Origin of the sequence: Acidovorax sp. PRC11 (genome assembly GCF_031844105.1) — a bacterium.
GTDB lineage: Bacteria > Pseudomonadota > Gammaproteobacteria > Burkholderiales > Burkholderiaceae_C > Paracidovorax.
On sequence record NZ_JAUZUQ010000002.1, the window covers coordinates 343,506 to 358,129 of the forward strand.

A 14,624-nucleotide genomic window follows, 5' to 3' on the forward strand; every position below is an offset into this window, starting at 1 on the left:
AGCGCCTGCGGTACCTCGCTCTGCAGAAATACTGAAAACGCCAGGAGACACCCCATGCGCATCCTCATTGCCGAAGACGATCAGGTGCTGGCGGACGGCCTGCTGCGCACGCTGCGGGGCTCCGGCGCCGTGGTGGACCACGTGGCGAGCGGCAGCGAGGTGGACACGGTGCTCGCCACCACGCAGGAGTTCGATCTGCTGATCCTCGACCTCGGGCTGCCGCGCATGCACGGGCTGGAGGTGCTCAAGCGCCTGCGGGGCCGGGGCTCGGCCCTGCCGGTGCTGATCCTCACGGCGGCCGACAGCGTCGAGGAGCGCGTCAAGGGCCTGGACTACGGCGCGGACGATTACATGGCCAAGCCGTTCTCGCTGCAGGAGCTGGAGGCGCGCGTGCGCGCCCTCACGCGCCGCGGCATGGGCGCCACCAGCAGCACCATCCGGCACGGCCCGCTCGTCTACGACCAGGCCGGCCGGATGGCCACGATCGACGGGAGGCTGGTGGAGCTGTCGGCGCGCGAACTCGGGCTGCTGGAAGTGCTGCTGCAGCGCGCCGGCCGCCTCGTGAGCAAGGAGCAACTGGTCGAGCGCCTGTGCGAGTGGGGCGAAGAGGTGAGCAACAACGCCATCGAGGTCTACATCCACCGCCTGCGCAAGAAGATCGAGCGCGGCCCGATCCGCATCGCCACCGTGCGCGGCCTGGGGTATTGCCTGGAGAAGGTGGCGGCGCAGGGCGCGTGATGCACGGAGGGCGGCCGTGAAGATCTTCCAGCGCGAGCAGCGCTCGCTCTTCGGGGAAATCCTCGACTGGATGCTCACGCCGCTGCTGCTGCTGTGGCCCGTGAGCCTGGCGCTCACCTGGCTGGTCGCCCAGGGGCTGGCCAACAAGCCGTTCGACCGGGCGCTGGAGTACAACGCCCACGCGCTGGCGCAGCTGGTGACCGTGCAGGACGGCCGGGCACAGTTCAACCTGCCCCAGCCCGCGGGCGAGATCCTGCGCGCGGACGAGTCCGACATCGTCTACTACCAGGTGCTCGGGCCCCAGGGCGAGTACCTGTCGGGCGAGCGCGATCTGCCGCGGCCGCAGTCGCCGGAAGACGATCGGCCGCTGTCGGGGCTGGTGCGCCTGCGCGACGCCGAACTGCGGGGGATCGAGATCCGCGTGGCGGCGATCTGGGTGCGGCTGCCGATGCCGGGGGCGCCCGCGGCGCTGGTGCAGGTGGCCGAGACGCGCGAGAAGCGCAGCGTGCTGGCCACCGAAATCATCAAGGGCGTGATGCTCCCGCAGTTCGTGATCCTGCCGCTGGCGGTGCTGCTGGTGTGGCTGGCGCTGGCGCGCGGCATCCAGCCGCTGCACCGGCTGGAGGAGCGCATCCGCGCGCGCGATCCCGACGATCTTTCGCCGCTGGACCACCGCGCCGTGCCGCTGGAGGTGGCCCCGCTCGTCGATTCGGTGAACGATCTGCTGCGCCGGCTGCAGGATTCCCTCGCCACGCAGAAGCGCTTCCTCGCCGATGCCGCGCACCAGCTCAAGACGCCGCTCGCGGGGCTGCGGATGCAGGCCGATCTGGCGCAGCGCGAGAACACCAGCACCGAAGAGCTGAAGCGCTCGCTGCAGCAGATCGGCCGTGCGAGCGTGCGTGCCACGCACACCGTGAACCAGCTGCTGGCGCTGGCGCGGGCCGAGGCGGGCGGAGCGGTGCTGGCGCGGCAGCCGGTGGACCTGGCCCGGCTGGTGCGCGAGGCGGTGCGCGACAGCGTGCCGCGGGCGCTGGAGAAGTCCATCGACCTCGGCTACGAGGGAGCGCAGCCGGCGGACGCCGGTGTCTGGGTGGACGGCAATCCGACGCTGCTCAAGGAACTGGCGCGCAACCTGCTGGACAACGCGATCGCCTACACGCCCTCCAGCAGCGAGCGGCCGGGCGTGGTGACGGCGCGCGTGCTGGCCGACCCGTTCGGCCACGTCGTGCTGCTGCAGGTGGAGGACTCCGGCCCCGGGGTGCCGGAGGCCGAGCGCGAACTGGTGTTCCGCCCGTTCTACCGCGCGCTCGGCACGGATGCCGACGGCTCGGGCCTGGGCCTGCCGATCGTGCTGGAGATCGCGCGCCAGCACGGGGCCGACGTGCGGCTGGACGACGCGCACCCGGGCCAGAACCCGCCGGGAGCGTGTTTTTCGGTGCGGTTCGCCGCGCGGGCCGCGGCGGGGACGGACGACGGCGCAGGCTGACGCACACCGCAGGCCATACCCTGCGGCGCGCCCCCAGGCGCGAAAAAGCCCGCGCGGCAGGGCCGGGCGGGCGGTGTCTGCAGCCTCCGGCGCGGGGAGGCTGCGGGGATGCGCGGCGGCATCAGTGGGTCATCGGGATCGTGCCGTGTTCGTACACGTAGGCGACGTCGCTCACGTCACCGCCCTGGCGGCGGACTTCGGCCACGTATTCGGGGCCGCTGCGCAGGCGCTGGTATTCAGCGAAGCGCTGCTGGTACATCGGGTCGCTGGCCAGCGAGCGCTCGCCCAGCTGGAAGCGGTCCAGGCCGGCGCGCTTCCACAGGGCCATGTCGGCGTTCACTTCGGCGCGCGTCAGGGGCTGCTGGTTGGCGACCACCGGGGCCGGGCCTGCCCAGACTTCCTGGGAGACGTTGCCGTTGGCCATGGGGCCCGCGGTGGCGGCGGTGGCGCCTGCGAAGGCGATGGTGGCGATGGCGATCAGGTGCTTGCGATTCATGGCGAGGGATCCTTTCTTCGACAAGGGGGAAGGGGGTTTGCAGCGCGCCGGATTGCGTTCTGCATGGGGAGAAGTTTGCGCCTCTCCTCGTTTTCCCGCATGTGCGAAAACGCACGGATTCGTGTAGGTCTGCGGCCGACTGGACTGTGCTCCCCGCGGCCCGGCCGCGTGGGAGAACAGGCAGTTTCCGAGGCCGCCTGCCGGGGAATCAGTTGCCGCCGGCAGCGGACGGCTGGCCTGCGACGGCCGAGGCGTTGCCGCCCTGGCGGCGCACTTCGGCGACGTACTCGGGGCCGCTGCGCAGGCGGCGGTACTCGGCCAGGCGGGTGGCGTAGGCGGGGTCGGCGATGGCGTTGCGCTCGCCTTCCATGCTGTGGCCGAGGCCGGCGCGGTTCCACAGCGCGAGGTCTGCCGCCACTTCGGCGCGCGACAGCGGGGCACCCTGCACGGCGGGTTCGCTGCCGAACCATTCTTCCTGCGAGGTGGGCGCGGCGGAGGCGGCACCGGCGGAAGCGAAGGCGGCGAATGCCAGGGCGATGGTGAGGGATTGGCGGGTGTTCATGGTGTGATTCCTTTCGGTCAGGTCGTCACCGCGTTGCGTTGGTGCGTTGCGGCATGGAGGCAAGTGTGCGCCGCCGACCCCCTCGCCGTCTGTGCGAAAGCGCACAGGTTTTTACATGTCGTCCGTCAAGACGACACCGTGGGCGCACCCTGGAGCGCAGCCGGACGCGCGACGTGCAGCACGGCCAAAGGGGCCGTGCGCCCCCGCACCGGGATCTCCACCGGCGTGCCGAGCTGGTCCAGGACGCCGGCGAGCCGCGCCGCGTCCCGCGACAGCACGAGGCGCGCGCCGGCCACCTTGGAGTGCTCCTGCAGGCGGCTCGCCGTGTTCACCACCTCGCCGACGGCGGTGAACGTGGTCGTCTCCTCGAAACCCACCCTCCCTACGGCGGCCCGGCCCGCGTGCAGGCCCATGCCGAAGTCCAGCGCGTGGCCGAACTGGGCCTCGAACGGCGTGGCCCAGGCCTCCATGCGTTCCTCGATGAGGGCCGCGGCCTGCAGCGCCTGCCGGCAGGCGGTGGGCAGGTCGGTGTCCAGTCCGAAGAGGGCCATCACGCTGTCGCCGATGAACTGGTTGGGCAGGCCGCCCGCGTCGCGCACCGCGCTGCCGACACGCTCGAAGTACTGGTCCAGCACCCAGGCCAGATCGAACGGCCACTGCCGCTCGGAGAGGCCCGACCAGCGGCGCAGGTCCACGAACAGCACCGCCACCTGGCGCTCCTCGGCGGCGGTTCCGGCCGCCCCGGAACCTCCGCCGGGGTGGAAGAGCGGCGTGACGCGCAGGTCCCCGGTCGGCCGCAGCTGGCAGGCCAGGCGCACGCCATCCGGCGCGCCCACGCGCTGCAGCGTCAGGCGCTCGTCGCGCTGCGGCGGCGGCAGGTGGCCGGAGGGCCCCTCGACCCGTACGCGGCAGGTCGAGCAGCGCGCCCGCCCGCCGCAGCGCGACAGGTGCGGGATGCCATGGCTGCGGCTCGCCTCCAGCACGCTGTAGCCGCGGGGCACCTGCACGGAACGGCCGGGGTAGCGCAGGGTGATGCGGCCCTGGCCGCGCCACGGGCGCCACCGGTCCCAGGCATGGCGCAGCAGCAGCACGGCGGCCAGCGCCAGCAGCCATCCCGTGCGCAGGCCGTCGGTCAGGCCGCGCAGCGCCCGGCCCGCTTCCGGCCCCGCACCCGGCGGCGCGGGCATGCCGGTGGCCGCCATCTCGCGGGCCATCGACAACAGCCCCAGTGCGGCCAGCACGGGCAGCAGCACCGCGGCCGTCAGCAGCAGCGGTTGCGCGCGGCGCCAGGGCGCACGCACGCGCAGGGCCATGTGCAGGCCGAGGCAGCCGTGCACCCAGGCCACGGTGAGCAAAAGCAGCTGCAGCGCGATGCCTTCCGGCGTCCAGATCGCCTGCACGATGCGCGCATAGGAGGGGGCCACGCCCCAGGCTTCCTGCGCCCAGCGCGTGCCGGTGGCGTGGGCCGCGAGCAGCAGCGGCAGGCACAGCCCGAACGCCAGCCGCACGGCCTCCAGCGCGGGCATGCGCAGGGTGCGCCGCTGCCAGACGGCGGCGAGCGCCATCGCCCCGTGCACGGCCAGCGCGCCGTAGAGCACCACCGTGCCCGGCAGCGTGCGCCACAGGGCGTGCAGGGCCCGGCGCAGTCCCTCGGCCGCTTCGAGCGACACCAGCCCGGCGGCATGGTTGATCAGGTGCAGGGCCACGTATGTCCAGAGCACCAGGCCGCTGGCCCAGCGCAGGTTGCGCAGGGTAGGCAGGGCAAGCCGGGGACCGGGAAGGGGCATGGGAGGGCGGGGCGAAGCGGAACGGGGCGGCTGAGCATAATGCGCGACGCTTCCGTGCCCCCTTCCGAGCCCCGTCTTTCCATGGCCTCTGCCCCCGTCGCCCGATCCAGCCTGGCCCTGCGCCGCATCGCCCTGTTCGAGGGGCTCGGCGACGCCTGCCTCGGCCGGCTCGCCGCCGAGTGCGACTGGCGCAACATCGACGCGCGCAAGCCCGTCTTCACGCGGGCCTCGGCGGCGGGCGAGGTGTTCTTCCTCGTGTCGGGGCGGGTGCGCATCACCACCTACTCGGCCCACGGCCGCGAGGTCACGTTCCGCGATTACGAGGCGGGCGAGCATTTCGGCGACCTGTCCGCCATCGACGGGCAGCCGCGCTCGGCCGACGTGGTGACGCTGGAGCCCACACTGCTGGCGTGCCTGCCGGGCCCCGCCTTCCTGGAGCTGCTGCGCAACGAGCCGGTGGTGGCCCTGCGCACCGTGGCCAATCTCACCTTGCTGGTGCGGCGGCTCACCGAGCGGGTGATCGAACTCAGCACGCTCGGGGTGCAGACGCGCCTGCATGCGGAGCTGCTGCGGCTGGCGCATGCCGCGGGCGTGCAGGACAACACGGCCCGCCTCGACCCGGCGCCGGCCCATGCGGTGCTGGCGGGCAAGATCAGCACCAACCGCGAGCAGGTCACGCGCGAGCTCGGCGCTCTGACGCGGCGCGGCATCCTGCGCAAGGAAGGCGCGCGGGTGCTGGTGGTGGCCGACGTGCGCGAACTGCAGGCGCTGGTGGCCGAGGTGCGCGGCGACTAGCCCGGGCCGGCGGCAACGGCAGGTGCGTCCTGCAGCGGCGCAGGCCGGCGCGCGGCGAGCAGCCAGTCGCGGAACCGCACCAGCGTCGAGAGCTGCGCCCGCGCTTCCGGGTAGCACAGCCAGTAGCCGAGGTCGCTCGTGTAGCCGCCGCCGGGCAGCGGTTCCGCCACCGTGCCGGCGGTGATCTCGTCCTGCACCAGGCAGCGCGGCACCAGCGCCACGCCCATGCCCACGGATACGGCCCGGATCATGGTCTGGAACTGGTCGAACTGGGGCCCGGCCAGGGCGTCGAGCCCGGCGATGCCGTGCGCCTCGCTCCAGTGCTGCCAGGCCTCGGGCACCGTCACGTGGCGCAGCAGCGTGCAGCGCGCCACGTCCTGCGGGCTGCGCAGATCGAAGCCCGGCGTGCCCGGCCGGGGCGCGATCAGCGCGACGTCGTTGCCGGCCAGGTAGTGCGAGCGCGCGCCGGGCCAGTGGCCGTCGCCGAAGAGGATGGAGCAGTCCAGTTCCGGATCGGAAAAGTCGTAGCCGTGCACGAACGGCACGAAGTGCAGCGTGATCTGCGGATGCTGCTCGCGCAGTTGCGGCAGCAGCGGGATGAGCCACTTGGCCGCGAACGTGGGCAGCACCGACAGGTGCAGGGCGCCGCCGCCGTCGCCGCTGGTGATCAGCTCCAGCGTGGCCGCCTCCAGCCGCGCAAGCAGGACGCTCACCGCCTTTTCGTAGCGTTCCCCGGCAGGGGTGAGCGAGAGGCGTTTGCGGCTGCGCTCGAACAGGTCGATGCCCACCCAGCGCTCCAGCTCCTGTATCTGTTTGCTGACCGCGCTCTGCGTGAGGTGCAGCGCCTCGGCCGCGCGCGAGACGCCGCCGAACCGTGCCACGGTGCAGAAAGCCCGCAGAAGGTGCAGGGGAGGGTTGAGGCGGCGCAGCGACATGGTCCCAGGATGGCGATGACAATATTCCGGATGGGAATATTAACAGGCATACGAATTGCTTTTTGAAACACGGAGCTTACGTTAGTCTTACTTTCTCTATAAGGATCAACCCCCATGCAACGTCGTCATCTTCTCGGTGCAGTGGCTGTCGCAACTGTCGTTCCTGGAATGTCTTTCGCGCAGGACAAGCCCCTGCGCATCGTCGTGCCCTTCCCGCCGGGCGGCGCCACCGACATCGCCGGGCGCTCGCTGCAGGAGCCGCTGCAGCGGCTGCTGGGCCAGCCCGTCGTGATCGAAAACCGCGCGGGCGCGGGCGGATCCATCGGCATGGCGGAAATCGCCCGGTCCGCGGGCGACGGCCTGACCTTCGGGGTGGCCACGCTGTCCACGCACGGCGTGAACCCGGCCGTGTACGCCAAGCTGCCGTATGACCCGGTCAAGGATTTCGCGGGCGTGACCGAGATCGTCAAGGCGCCCGGCATCATCGTGGTCAATCCGCAGGTGCTGCCGGTGAAGGACTTCGCCGACCTGGTGAAGTACCTCAAGGCCAATCCCGGCAAGATTTCCTACGCCACGCCCGGCAACGGCACCATCGGCCACATGTGGGGCGAACTCTTCAAGAGCGTCACGGGCACGGCCATGGTGCACATTCCCTACCGCGGTGCGGGCCCGGCCGTCAACGACGTGCTCGGCGGCCAGGTGCCGGTGTACTTCGACCAGGTCGCGTCGTCGCTGCCGCACGTGAAGGCCGGCAAGCTGAAGGCCCTCGCCGTGTCGTGGCCCGAGCGCCTGGATGTCCTGCCGGAGATCCCCACCTATGGCGAACTGGGCTATCCGCAGGCCAACGAACCCTCGTGGTTCGGCCTGGTGGCCCCGGCCTCCACGCCGGCCAGCCAGGTGCTGCGCGTGCAGCAGGCCGTGGCCACGGCCCTGAAGGAGCCCGCCGTGCGCGACCGCCTCGCCGGCCAGGGCCTCTATGCCTCCGGCACGACGCCGGCGGATTTCTCGCGCCAGATCGTGCGCGAGATCGACAAGATGAAGAAGGTTGCTGCCTATGCCAAGATCAAAATCGAATAATTTCCGAGGAGTGCGCCTATGCAAGCCGTGCTGAAACTGATCCACAGCCGGTACCTGCACGCGGAGCCCGGCGCCGCGGGCGCGCCCTGCGCGCCGCCGCAGGCGCGCATGGTGTCCACCGTGCCGGGCCGCACGCCCGTGGTGCTCGATTCGCCGCACAGCGGCACCGTCTACCCCGAGGATTTCCGCGCCGCGCTGGCCCTGCCGGTGCTGCGCCGCGCCGAAGACACGCACGTGGAGAAGCTCTACGACTTCGCCCCCGCGCTGGGCGTGGGCTGGGTCGAGGCGCATTTCCCGCGCATCTACCTGGACGCCAACCGCGACGTGACCGAAGTGGATGCCTCCATGTTCGAGGGCGGCCGCTGGCCGCACGAAGTGACGGCCGACCCGGTGGTGCTGCAGAAGGTGCGCCTGGGCAAGGGCCTGGTCTGGAAGTTCACCGACGAGGGCGCGCCCATCTACGACCGGCCGCTCACGGTGGCCGAGATCGAGCAGCGCATCGAGCGCTGCTGGCGCCCCTACCACGCGGCCGTGGCGCGGGAGATCGATGCCGCCCATGCGCGGCACGGCTACAGCATCCACATCAACTGCCACTCCATGCCCGCCGTGGCCGCCAGCCACGCGACGCTGCACCCCGGCCTGCACCATGCGGACTTCGTGGTGGGCGACCGCGACGGCACCACCGCCAGCCCCGCCCTGTCGGAGGCGATCTGCGCCTTCCTGCGCGAGCGCGGCTACAGCGTGGACTACAACCACCCCTACAAGGGCGTGGAGCTGGTGCGCCGCTACGGCAACCCCGCGCAGCACCGGCACAGCATCCAGGTCGAGATCAACCGCAAGCTCTACATGGACGAGCAGACGCTGGCGCTCGACCCCGCAGGCTTCGCGCGCCTGCACGGCGATCTGCGGGCCCTGGTGGAGATGCTGCTGGCGACCGATCCGCGGTAGATCCAGAGCGACCCACAGAACCCTTCTGGCGTCGCTGCCGCATCTTGTCGTACTTGCGCGTACTGCCTGCGATGCGGCGCCTCGCCAGAACCGCTTCGCTGGGTTCCGTGGGCCGCTCTCAGTGGATAGTGGCTCAGCCGCAGGCGCGCAGCGGCTTGCCGGCCAGCGCCGGCCGCAGTGCATCGAGCGGCGGGCGCAGCGGGTCGGTGGCCTGGGGCAGGCGCAGCAGGTAGCCGGTGGCATCGCCGCGCTCCTGCACCACGCGCGCCGTGCGCACTCCCTGCGTGCCGAGCGCCGCCAGCGCGCGCTCGGCCGCTTCTTCGGTGGAGAACCGTCCGAGCGACAGGCCCGGCTCCAGCGCCGCGCCCGGCCGGTCGTAGGCCACCTTGCGTGCGCGCAGCTCCGCCCGCTTCTTGTCGAGCGCGTCCTCGTCTGCGAAGCGCCCCATGTAGACCATCCAGCGGGCCGTGGCCGAGACCGCCTCCAGCCGCCATGCCGCATCGGGCAGGCCGGCCGAGGCCGCTGCCGCGCGCAATGCGTCGGCCTGGCGCGCATCGAGCGGGCCGGCCTGCAGGCAGGTGCCTCCTGCCGCGGCGACGGGGGCCGAGGGGCCATTGCCGGCCGGGGCCGATGCGGCAGGGGCTGCGGATGCAGGTGCGGACGCGGACACGGACGCCGCCGGCGCGGCGGGCGATGCCGCGGGCACGGGATTGCGGGCGGCGGGCCCGCCGATGCGCAGGCTGTCCGGCTGGATCTGCTGCTCCAGCCGCCGCGGCTCGGCCTGCTCCGCCGGGGCCAGGCCCCAGCTGCGCAGCAGGCCGTGCGCCCAGGCGTAGTAGCCCGCGTTGGCGAGCAGAAGGACCAGGACGGCGGCGCGCAGCATGGGGGTGTGCTCCTCGGGGTGCGGCCCTGGCGGTCAGGCCGGCGGCAGCGGCTGCCCGGCGGGCCGCACGCTGATCTCGGAACCGGTCACGGCCTGCACGCCCTGCGCGGTGCGCACCCGCAGCGCGCCGTCGGCCTCCACGCCGTCCGCGGTGCCGGCGCCGCCGTCGCTCAGGACCACCTCCCGGCCCCGCAGCACGTCGCGCTGGTGGAAGCGTTCACGCAGCGGCGCGAAACCCTGCGCCTCGAACGACTGCAGCATCGCCACCAGCGGCGGCACCAGCCGCAGCAGCGCGGCCGGCGCGTCCAGCCGGGTATCCACGTCCTGCAGGCTGCCGGGCGGCGTCGTCAGGCCCTGCGCGCTCGGCAGCCGCACGTTGATGCCCACGCCCACGACCACGTAGCGCGCGGCCCGGCCCGTGCCCGGGGCCGGCGCGGAGGCCGCGCCGACGAGGCTCGCCGTCTCGACCAGGATGCCGCCCAGCTTGCGGCCGTCGTCCAGCCACAGGTCGTTGGGCCACTTCAGGCCGATCCGCGCGGCGCCCGGCCGCGGGACCGGCTGCAGGTTCTCCGCGATGGACACGCCCACGGCCAGCGACAGGCCGGACCACTCGACCGGCGCCAGCGGCAGGCCCAGCGAGAACATGAGCGAATTGCCCGCGGCGTTGTTCCAGGCGCGGCCCAGGCGCCCGCGCCCGGCCGTCTGCACCTCGGCCACCAGCAATGTGGGCTCGCTGCTGCCAGCGCGTGCGCGCTGCATGAGTTCGGTGTTGGTGGAAGCTATGCTCGGCAGCACCTCCACGGTGAAGCCCGGCAGCAGGGGGACCACGGCCTCCCAGACCGCCTCGGCGGGCCAGCGCAGGGGCTGGGGGGCAGGGGGCTGCACCGTGCTCACCGGCGGGGGCTCCGGGGTTTGCGTGCGGGCGCTGCAGCGGGCTCGGCACCTGCCTGGGCGGTCTTCGCTTTCGAAGCACGGCGAGGCGCCTTGTCCGGCACGGCTTCCGGGGCGGACTGGTGCGTGGCGGCCTTTTTCGCACCGGCCTTGCGCTGGGGGGCAGGGGAGGGCGGCGGTGCCGAAGGCCCCGGCGGCGACCAGCCGCGCTTGGGCGCCAGCAGCGTGCCCCGGCATTGGGCGCTGCCGCACCAGCACGGGTACTCGGCCTTGAGTTTCGGGGTGTAACGCTCGTCGACGATCAGGCCGTAGTCGTAGTGGAGTTCCTCGCCCGCGTGGATGTTGCGCAGCGCGGTGATGAAGACGCGGCCGCCGCGCTCGTCGGCATAGCAGTTGGGCGCGCAGCTGTGGTTGATCCAGCGCGATGCATTTCCGCCATGGTTCGCATCAATGACACGGTCTTCATCGACGTGGAAATAGAAGGTATGGTTCGGCTGCAGCGGATCGTGCGGATGCCGGTCCTGGGCTTCCTGCCAGCCGATGATCTCGCCCGTGTATTCGATCAGCACCTCGCCCTCGGCGATATCCTGCACCGCGAACACGCCCTTGCCGTGCACGCCCGAGCGCCGCACCTGGATGCGGCGGCCGCCCCTGTCGGCGGAAGGGTCGGCGGCGGGGCGGGCGGTGCGGGGCATGTCGAAACTCTGTTAATTTGGATGGGCACACCTGCGCAGGCACGTGTGCGTGTGCGCGTGTATGCGCGAGAGACCGGAATTGTAGAAGCGCCCTTCGGGGCCGACCCCACAGAAAATGACCAAGACCCTGGTAATCGCAGAAAAACCCTCGGTGGCACAGGACATCGTGCGTGCGCTCACCCCCGTGGCGGGCAAGTTCGACAAGCACGAAGACCATTTCGAGAACGACCGCTACGTGGTCACCAGCGCCGTGGGCCACCTGGTGGAGATCCAGGCGCCCGAGGAATTCGACGTCAAGCGCGGCAAGTGGAGCTTCGCCCACCTGCCCGTGATCCCGCCCTATTTCGACCTGAAGCCGGTGGACAAGACCAAGAGCCGCCTCAACGCGGTCGTCAAGCTCGCCCGCCGCAAGGACGTCACCGACCTCGTCAACGCCTGCGACGCGGGGCGCGAGGGCGAGCTGATCTTCCGCCTCATCGAGCAGTACGCGGGCGGCGCCAAGGGCGGCCTGAACAAGCCCGTGCAGCGCCTCTGGCTGCAGTCGATGACGCCGCAGGCCATCCGCGACGGCTTCGGCAACCTGCGATCGGACCAGCAGATGCAGGGCCTGGCCAGCGCCGCGCGCAGCCGCTCCGAGGCCGACTGGCTCGTCGGCATCAACGGCACGCGGGCCATGACGGCCTTCAACTCGCGCGACGGCGGCTTCTTCCTCACCACCGTCGGCCGCGTGCAGACGCCGACACTCTCGCTCGTCGTCGAGCGCGAGGAAAAGATCCGCCAGTTCGTCAGCCGCGACTACTGGGAAGTCCACGCCGGCTTCCATGCCGAGGCCGGCGAGTACCTCGGCAAGTGGTTCGATCCGCAGTGGAAGAAGGTCGCCGACGATCCCGAGGCCCGCGCGGACCGCGTCTGGAACTTCGAGCGCGCCCGCGAGATCGCCGACGCGGTGCGCGGCAAGGCCGCCAGCGTCACCGAAGAGAGCAAGCCCACCACCCAGGCCTCGCCCCTGCTGTTCGACCTGACCAGCCTGCAGCGCGAGGCCAACGGCAAGTTCGGCTTCTCGGCCAAGACCACGCTGGCGCTGGCGCAGAGCCTGTACGAGCGCCACAAGGCCCTGACCTACCCGCGTACCGACTCCCGCGCCCTGCCGGAAGACTACCTGCCGGTGGCGAAGGACACCTTCGGCATGCTCGCCACCAGCGGCATGCGCCACCTGGCGCCCTATGCCCGGCAGGCGCTCGACGAGAACTACGTGCGGCCGAGCAAGCGCATCTTCGACAACGCCAAGGTGAGCGATCACTTCGCCATCATCCCGACCACGCAGGCGCCCAGCGGCCTCTCCGAGGCCGAGCAGAAGCTCTACGACCTGGTGGTGCGCCGCTTCATGGCCGTGTTCTTCCCGAGCGCCGAGTACATGGTCACCACCCGCATCAGCCAGGTGGTGGGGCATTCGTTCAAGACCGAGGGCAAGGTGCTGGTCAAGCCCGGCTGGCTGGCCATCTATGGCAAGGAGGCCGCCAACGAAGTCGAGGACGGCAAGGCCGGCGACAAGGGCCAGCCGCTGGTGCCCGTGAAGCCCGGCGAGATGACGCACACCGAATACGCCGAGGCCAAGGCCCTGAAGACCAAGCCGCCGGCCCGCTACTCCGAAGCCACGCTGCTGGGCGCCATGGAGAGCGCCGGCAAGCAGGTGGAAGACGAAGAGCTGCGCTCGGCCATGCAGGAAAAAGGCCTGGGCACCCCGGCCACGCGCGCGGCCATCATCGAAGGCCTGCTCACCGAGAAATACATGCTGCGCGAGGGCCGCGAGCTCATTCCCACGGCCAAGGCCTTCCAGCTCATGACGCTGCTGCGCGGCCTGGGCGTGGAGGAACTCTCGCGCGCCGAACTCACCGGCGAGTGGGAATACAAGCTCGCCCAGATGGAGAAGGGCCAGCTCAGCCGCGAGGCCTTCATGCAGCAGATCGCCGCCATGACCGAGCGCATGGTGAAGAAGGCCAAGGAATACGACCGCGATACCATCCCCGGCAACTACGCGACGCTCTCCACCCCGTGCCCGAACTGCGGCGGCGTGGTGAAGGAGAACTACCGGCGCTACGCCTGCACGGGCGCCGACGGGCGTGGCGACGGCTGCGGTTTTTCGTTCACCAAGTCGCCCGCGGGCCGTACCTTCGAGCCCGCCGAGGCCGAGGCCCTGCTGCGCGAGCGCCGCATCGGCCCGCTGGAGGGCTTCCGCTCCAAGGCCGGCTGGCCGTTCACGGCCGAGGTCGCGATCGTGCGCGACGAAGAGGCCGGCAACTTCAAGCTGGAGTTCGACTTCGGCGACGACCGGGCAGGAGAGGCATCGGGCGAGCTGGTCGAGTTCACCGACGAACCGCTGGGCCCGTGCCCCATCTGCGGTGCGCCCGTGCACGAGCACGGCAGCAATTACGTGTGCAGCAAGGCCGTGCCCACCGCCGCCCAGCCCACGCCCAGCTGCACCTTCAAGAGCGGCAAGGTCATCCTGCAGCAGCCCGTGGAGCGCGAGCAGATGGCCAAGCTGCTCGCTACCGGCAAGACCGACCTGCTCGACAAGTTCGTGAGCATGCGCACGCGCCGCGCGTTCAAGGCCTTCCTGGCCTGGGACAAGGAGGCCGGCAAGGTGAACTTCGAGTTCGAGCCGCGCGAGAGCAAGTTCCCGCCGCGCAAGTTCGCCGGCAAGGCCGGTGCGGCTGCCGGTACGGCGAAGGCCGGCACCTCGGCCGCCGCCGCCAAGAAGGCTGCCAAGCCCGCCGCCAAGGCCGCGGCGAAGAAGAGCCCGGCCGCCACCGCTGCCAAGGCCCCGCGCAAGACCGCTGCCGGCAAACCCCCGAGTCCGGCCCTCGCGGCCGTGATCGGCCCGGACCCCGTCGGCCGGCCCGAGGCGGTGAAGAAGATGTGGGAATACATCAAGGCCCACAACCTGCAGGACCCCAAGGACAAGCGCACCATCGTCGCCGACGCCAAGCTGCGCGAGGTGTTCGGCAAGGAGTCGGCGGGCATGTTCGAGCTGGCGGGGATTCTGGGCAAGCACCTGCAAGGAGATGGCGAATGACCCTGATGACTATCACCACCCCGGCCACAGACAAGGGGCACCGTGCCCCTTGCGCCGCCGGCCAGCACGCACGATATGCAGCCTTGCTGGTGGCTTGCTGCGCCGTCCTGGCCCTCGGCGGCTGCGGCACCGTCGCGTCACGTCCCTCCAACGACCCGGCCACCAGCACGCAGGCCGGCGAAAGCGGGGTGACCGTGTTCGGGACGGTCGATATGGGGGTGGGGGGGGTGCGGTCTTCGAGGTGATCGGCCGAAGCAA

Annotated in this window: 14 protein-coding genes; 7 read left to right on the forward strand and 7 right to left on the reverse strand. The window is 71.3% G+C overall.

Translation table 11 applies throughout. The features are described 5' to 3' along the window. The first annotated feature begins 54 nt into the window (after nucleotides 1-54). Together Q9R47_RS03620 and Q9R47_RS03625 are read left to right on the forward strand one after the other, a co-directional pair. Nucleotides 55-738, forward strand: coding sequence for a response regulator transcription factor (locus Q9R47_RS03620; RefSeq protein ID WP_311231829.1), 684 nt, complete (start codon nucleotides 55-57; stop codon nucleotides 736-738). A 16-nt stretch (nucleotides 739-754) separates the two neighbouring features. Then, nucleotides 755-2,224 (forward strand): sensor histidine kinase N-terminal domain-containing protein, encoded by a 1,470-nt coding sequence (locus tag Q9R47_RS03625; RefSeq protein ID WP_311231830.1) that lies wholly within the window; start codon nucleotides 755-757, stop codon nucleotides 2,222-2,224. A gap of 121 nt (nucleotides 2,225-2,345) precedes the next feature. Here the strand turns inward: Q9R47_RS03625 and Q9R47_RS03630 are convergent, their stop codons facing one another. The 3 genes from Q9R47_RS03630 to Q9R47_RS03640 form a co-directional block, all read right to left on the reverse strand. After that, entirely contained in the window at nucleotides 2,346-2,720 is a 375-nt protein-coding gene (locus Q9R47_RS03630) for a DUF4148 domain-containing protein (RefSeq protein WP_311231831.1), read from the reverse strand. 208 nt (nucleotides 2,721-2,928) lie between these two features. Continuing rightward, nucleotides 2,929-3,282 carry a DUF4148 domain-containing protein gene (locus Q9R47_RS03635; RefSeq protein WP_311231832.1) on the reverse strand — a complete coding sequence of 118 codons (354 nt, stop codon included), beginning with the start codon at nucleotides 3,280-3,282 and terminating at the stop codon, nucleotides 2,929-2,931. Nucleotides 3,283-3,407: 125 nt separating this feature from the next. Further along, nucleotides 3,408-5,069 carry an adenylate/guanylate cyclase domain-containing protein gene (locus Q9R47_RS03640; RefSeq protein WP_311231833.1) on the reverse strand — a complete coding sequence of 554 codons (1,662 nt, stop codon included), beginning with the start codon at nucleotides 5,067-5,069 and terminating at the stop codon, nucleotides 3,408-3,410. An 81-nt stretch (nucleotides 5,070-5,150) separates the two neighbouring features. Between Q9R47_RS03640 and Q9R47_RS03645 the strand changes: the two genes are divergently transcribed. Next, nucleotides 5,151-5,864, forward strand: a complete 714-nt coding sequence (locus Q9R47_RS03645; protein WP_311231834.1) for a Crp/Fnr family transcriptional regulator — start codon at nucleotides 5,151-5,153, stop codon at nucleotides 5,862-5,864. On the opposite strand, the gene Q9R47_RS03650 is transcribed toward Q9R47_RS03645, so the two are convergent. Beyond that, nucleotides 5,861-6,799, reverse strand: a complete 939-nt coding sequence (locus Q9R47_RS03650) for a LysR substrate-binding domain-containing protein (protein ID WP_311231835.1) — start codon at nucleotides 6,797-6,799, stop codon at nucleotides 5,861-5,863. The genes Q9R47_RS03645 and Q9R47_RS03650 overlap by 4 nt on opposite strands. Before the next feature lie 114 nt (nucleotides 6,800-6,913). Between Q9R47_RS03650 and Q9R47_RS03655 the strand changes: the two genes are divergently transcribed. Beyond that, the gene (locus Q9R47_RS03655; RefSeq protein ID WP_311231836.1) at nucleotides 6,914-7,876 is read left to right on the forward strand and encodes a tripartite tricarboxylate transporter substrate binding protein BugE; all 963 of its coding nucleotides are present in this window, start codon (nucleotides 6,914-6,916) and stop codon (nucleotides 7,874-7,876) included. An 18-nt stretch (nucleotides 7,877-7,894) separates the two neighbouring features. Beyond that, nucleotides 7,895-8,824, forward strand: a complete 930-nt coding sequence (locus Q9R47_RS03660) for an N-formylglutamate amidohydrolase (protein WP_311231837.1) — start codon at nucleotides 7,895-7,897, stop codon at nucleotides 8,822-8,824. 133 nt (nucleotides 8,825-8,957) lie between these two features. Here Q9R47_RS03660 and Q9R47_RS03665 read toward each other — a convergent pair whose 3' ends face one another. From Q9R47_RS03665 to Q9R47_RS03675, 3 genes are read right to left on the reverse strand one after another with little or no spacing between them, the layout of a single operon-like run. Further along, a complete protein-coding gene (locus tag Q9R47_RS03665) occupies nucleotides 8,958-9,707 on the reverse strand; it encodes an SPOR domain-containing protein (protein WP_311231838.1) in 750 nt (249 codons plus the stop codon). A gap of 33 nt (nucleotides 9,708-9,740) precedes the next feature. Further along, on the reverse strand, nucleotides 9,741-10,601 hold the full coding sequence (locus tag Q9R47_RS03670) for a biotin--[acetyl-CoA-carboxylase] ligase (protein ID WP_311231839.1): 861 nt from the start codon (nucleotides 10,599-10,601) through the stop codon (nucleotides 9,741-9,743). After that, nucleotides 10,598-11,293, reverse strand: coding sequence for an SET domain-containing protein-lysine N-methyltransferase (locus Q9R47_RS03675; protein WP_311231840.1), 696 nt, complete (start codon nucleotides 11,291-11,293; stop codon nucleotides 10,598-10,600). Before Q9R47_RS03675 ends, Q9R47_RS03670 begins: the two co-directional genes overlap by 4 nt. Nucleotides 11,294-11,408: 115 nt before the next feature. On the opposite strand from Q9R47_RS03675, the gene Q9R47_RS03680 reads away from it, so the two are divergent. Both Q9R47_RS03680 and Q9R47_RS03685 read left to right on the forward strand, forming a co-directional pair. Continuing rightward, nucleotides 11,409-14,366, forward strand: coding sequence for a DNA topoisomerase III (locus Q9R47_RS03680; RefSeq protein WP_311231841.1), 2,958 nt, complete (start codon nucleotides 11,409-11,411; stop codon nucleotides 14,364-14,366). Further along, the gene (locus tag Q9R47_RS03685; RefSeq protein ID WP_311231842.1) at nucleotides 14,363-14,611 is read left to right on the forward strand and encodes a hypothetical protein; all 249 of its coding nucleotides are present in this window, start codon (nucleotides 14,363-14,365) and stop codon (nucleotides 14,609-14,611) included. The genes Q9R47_RS03680 and Q9R47_RS03685 overlap by 4 nt, the downstream gene beginning before the upstream one ends. The last annotated feature ends 13 nt before the right edge of the window (nucleotides 14,612-14,624 follow it).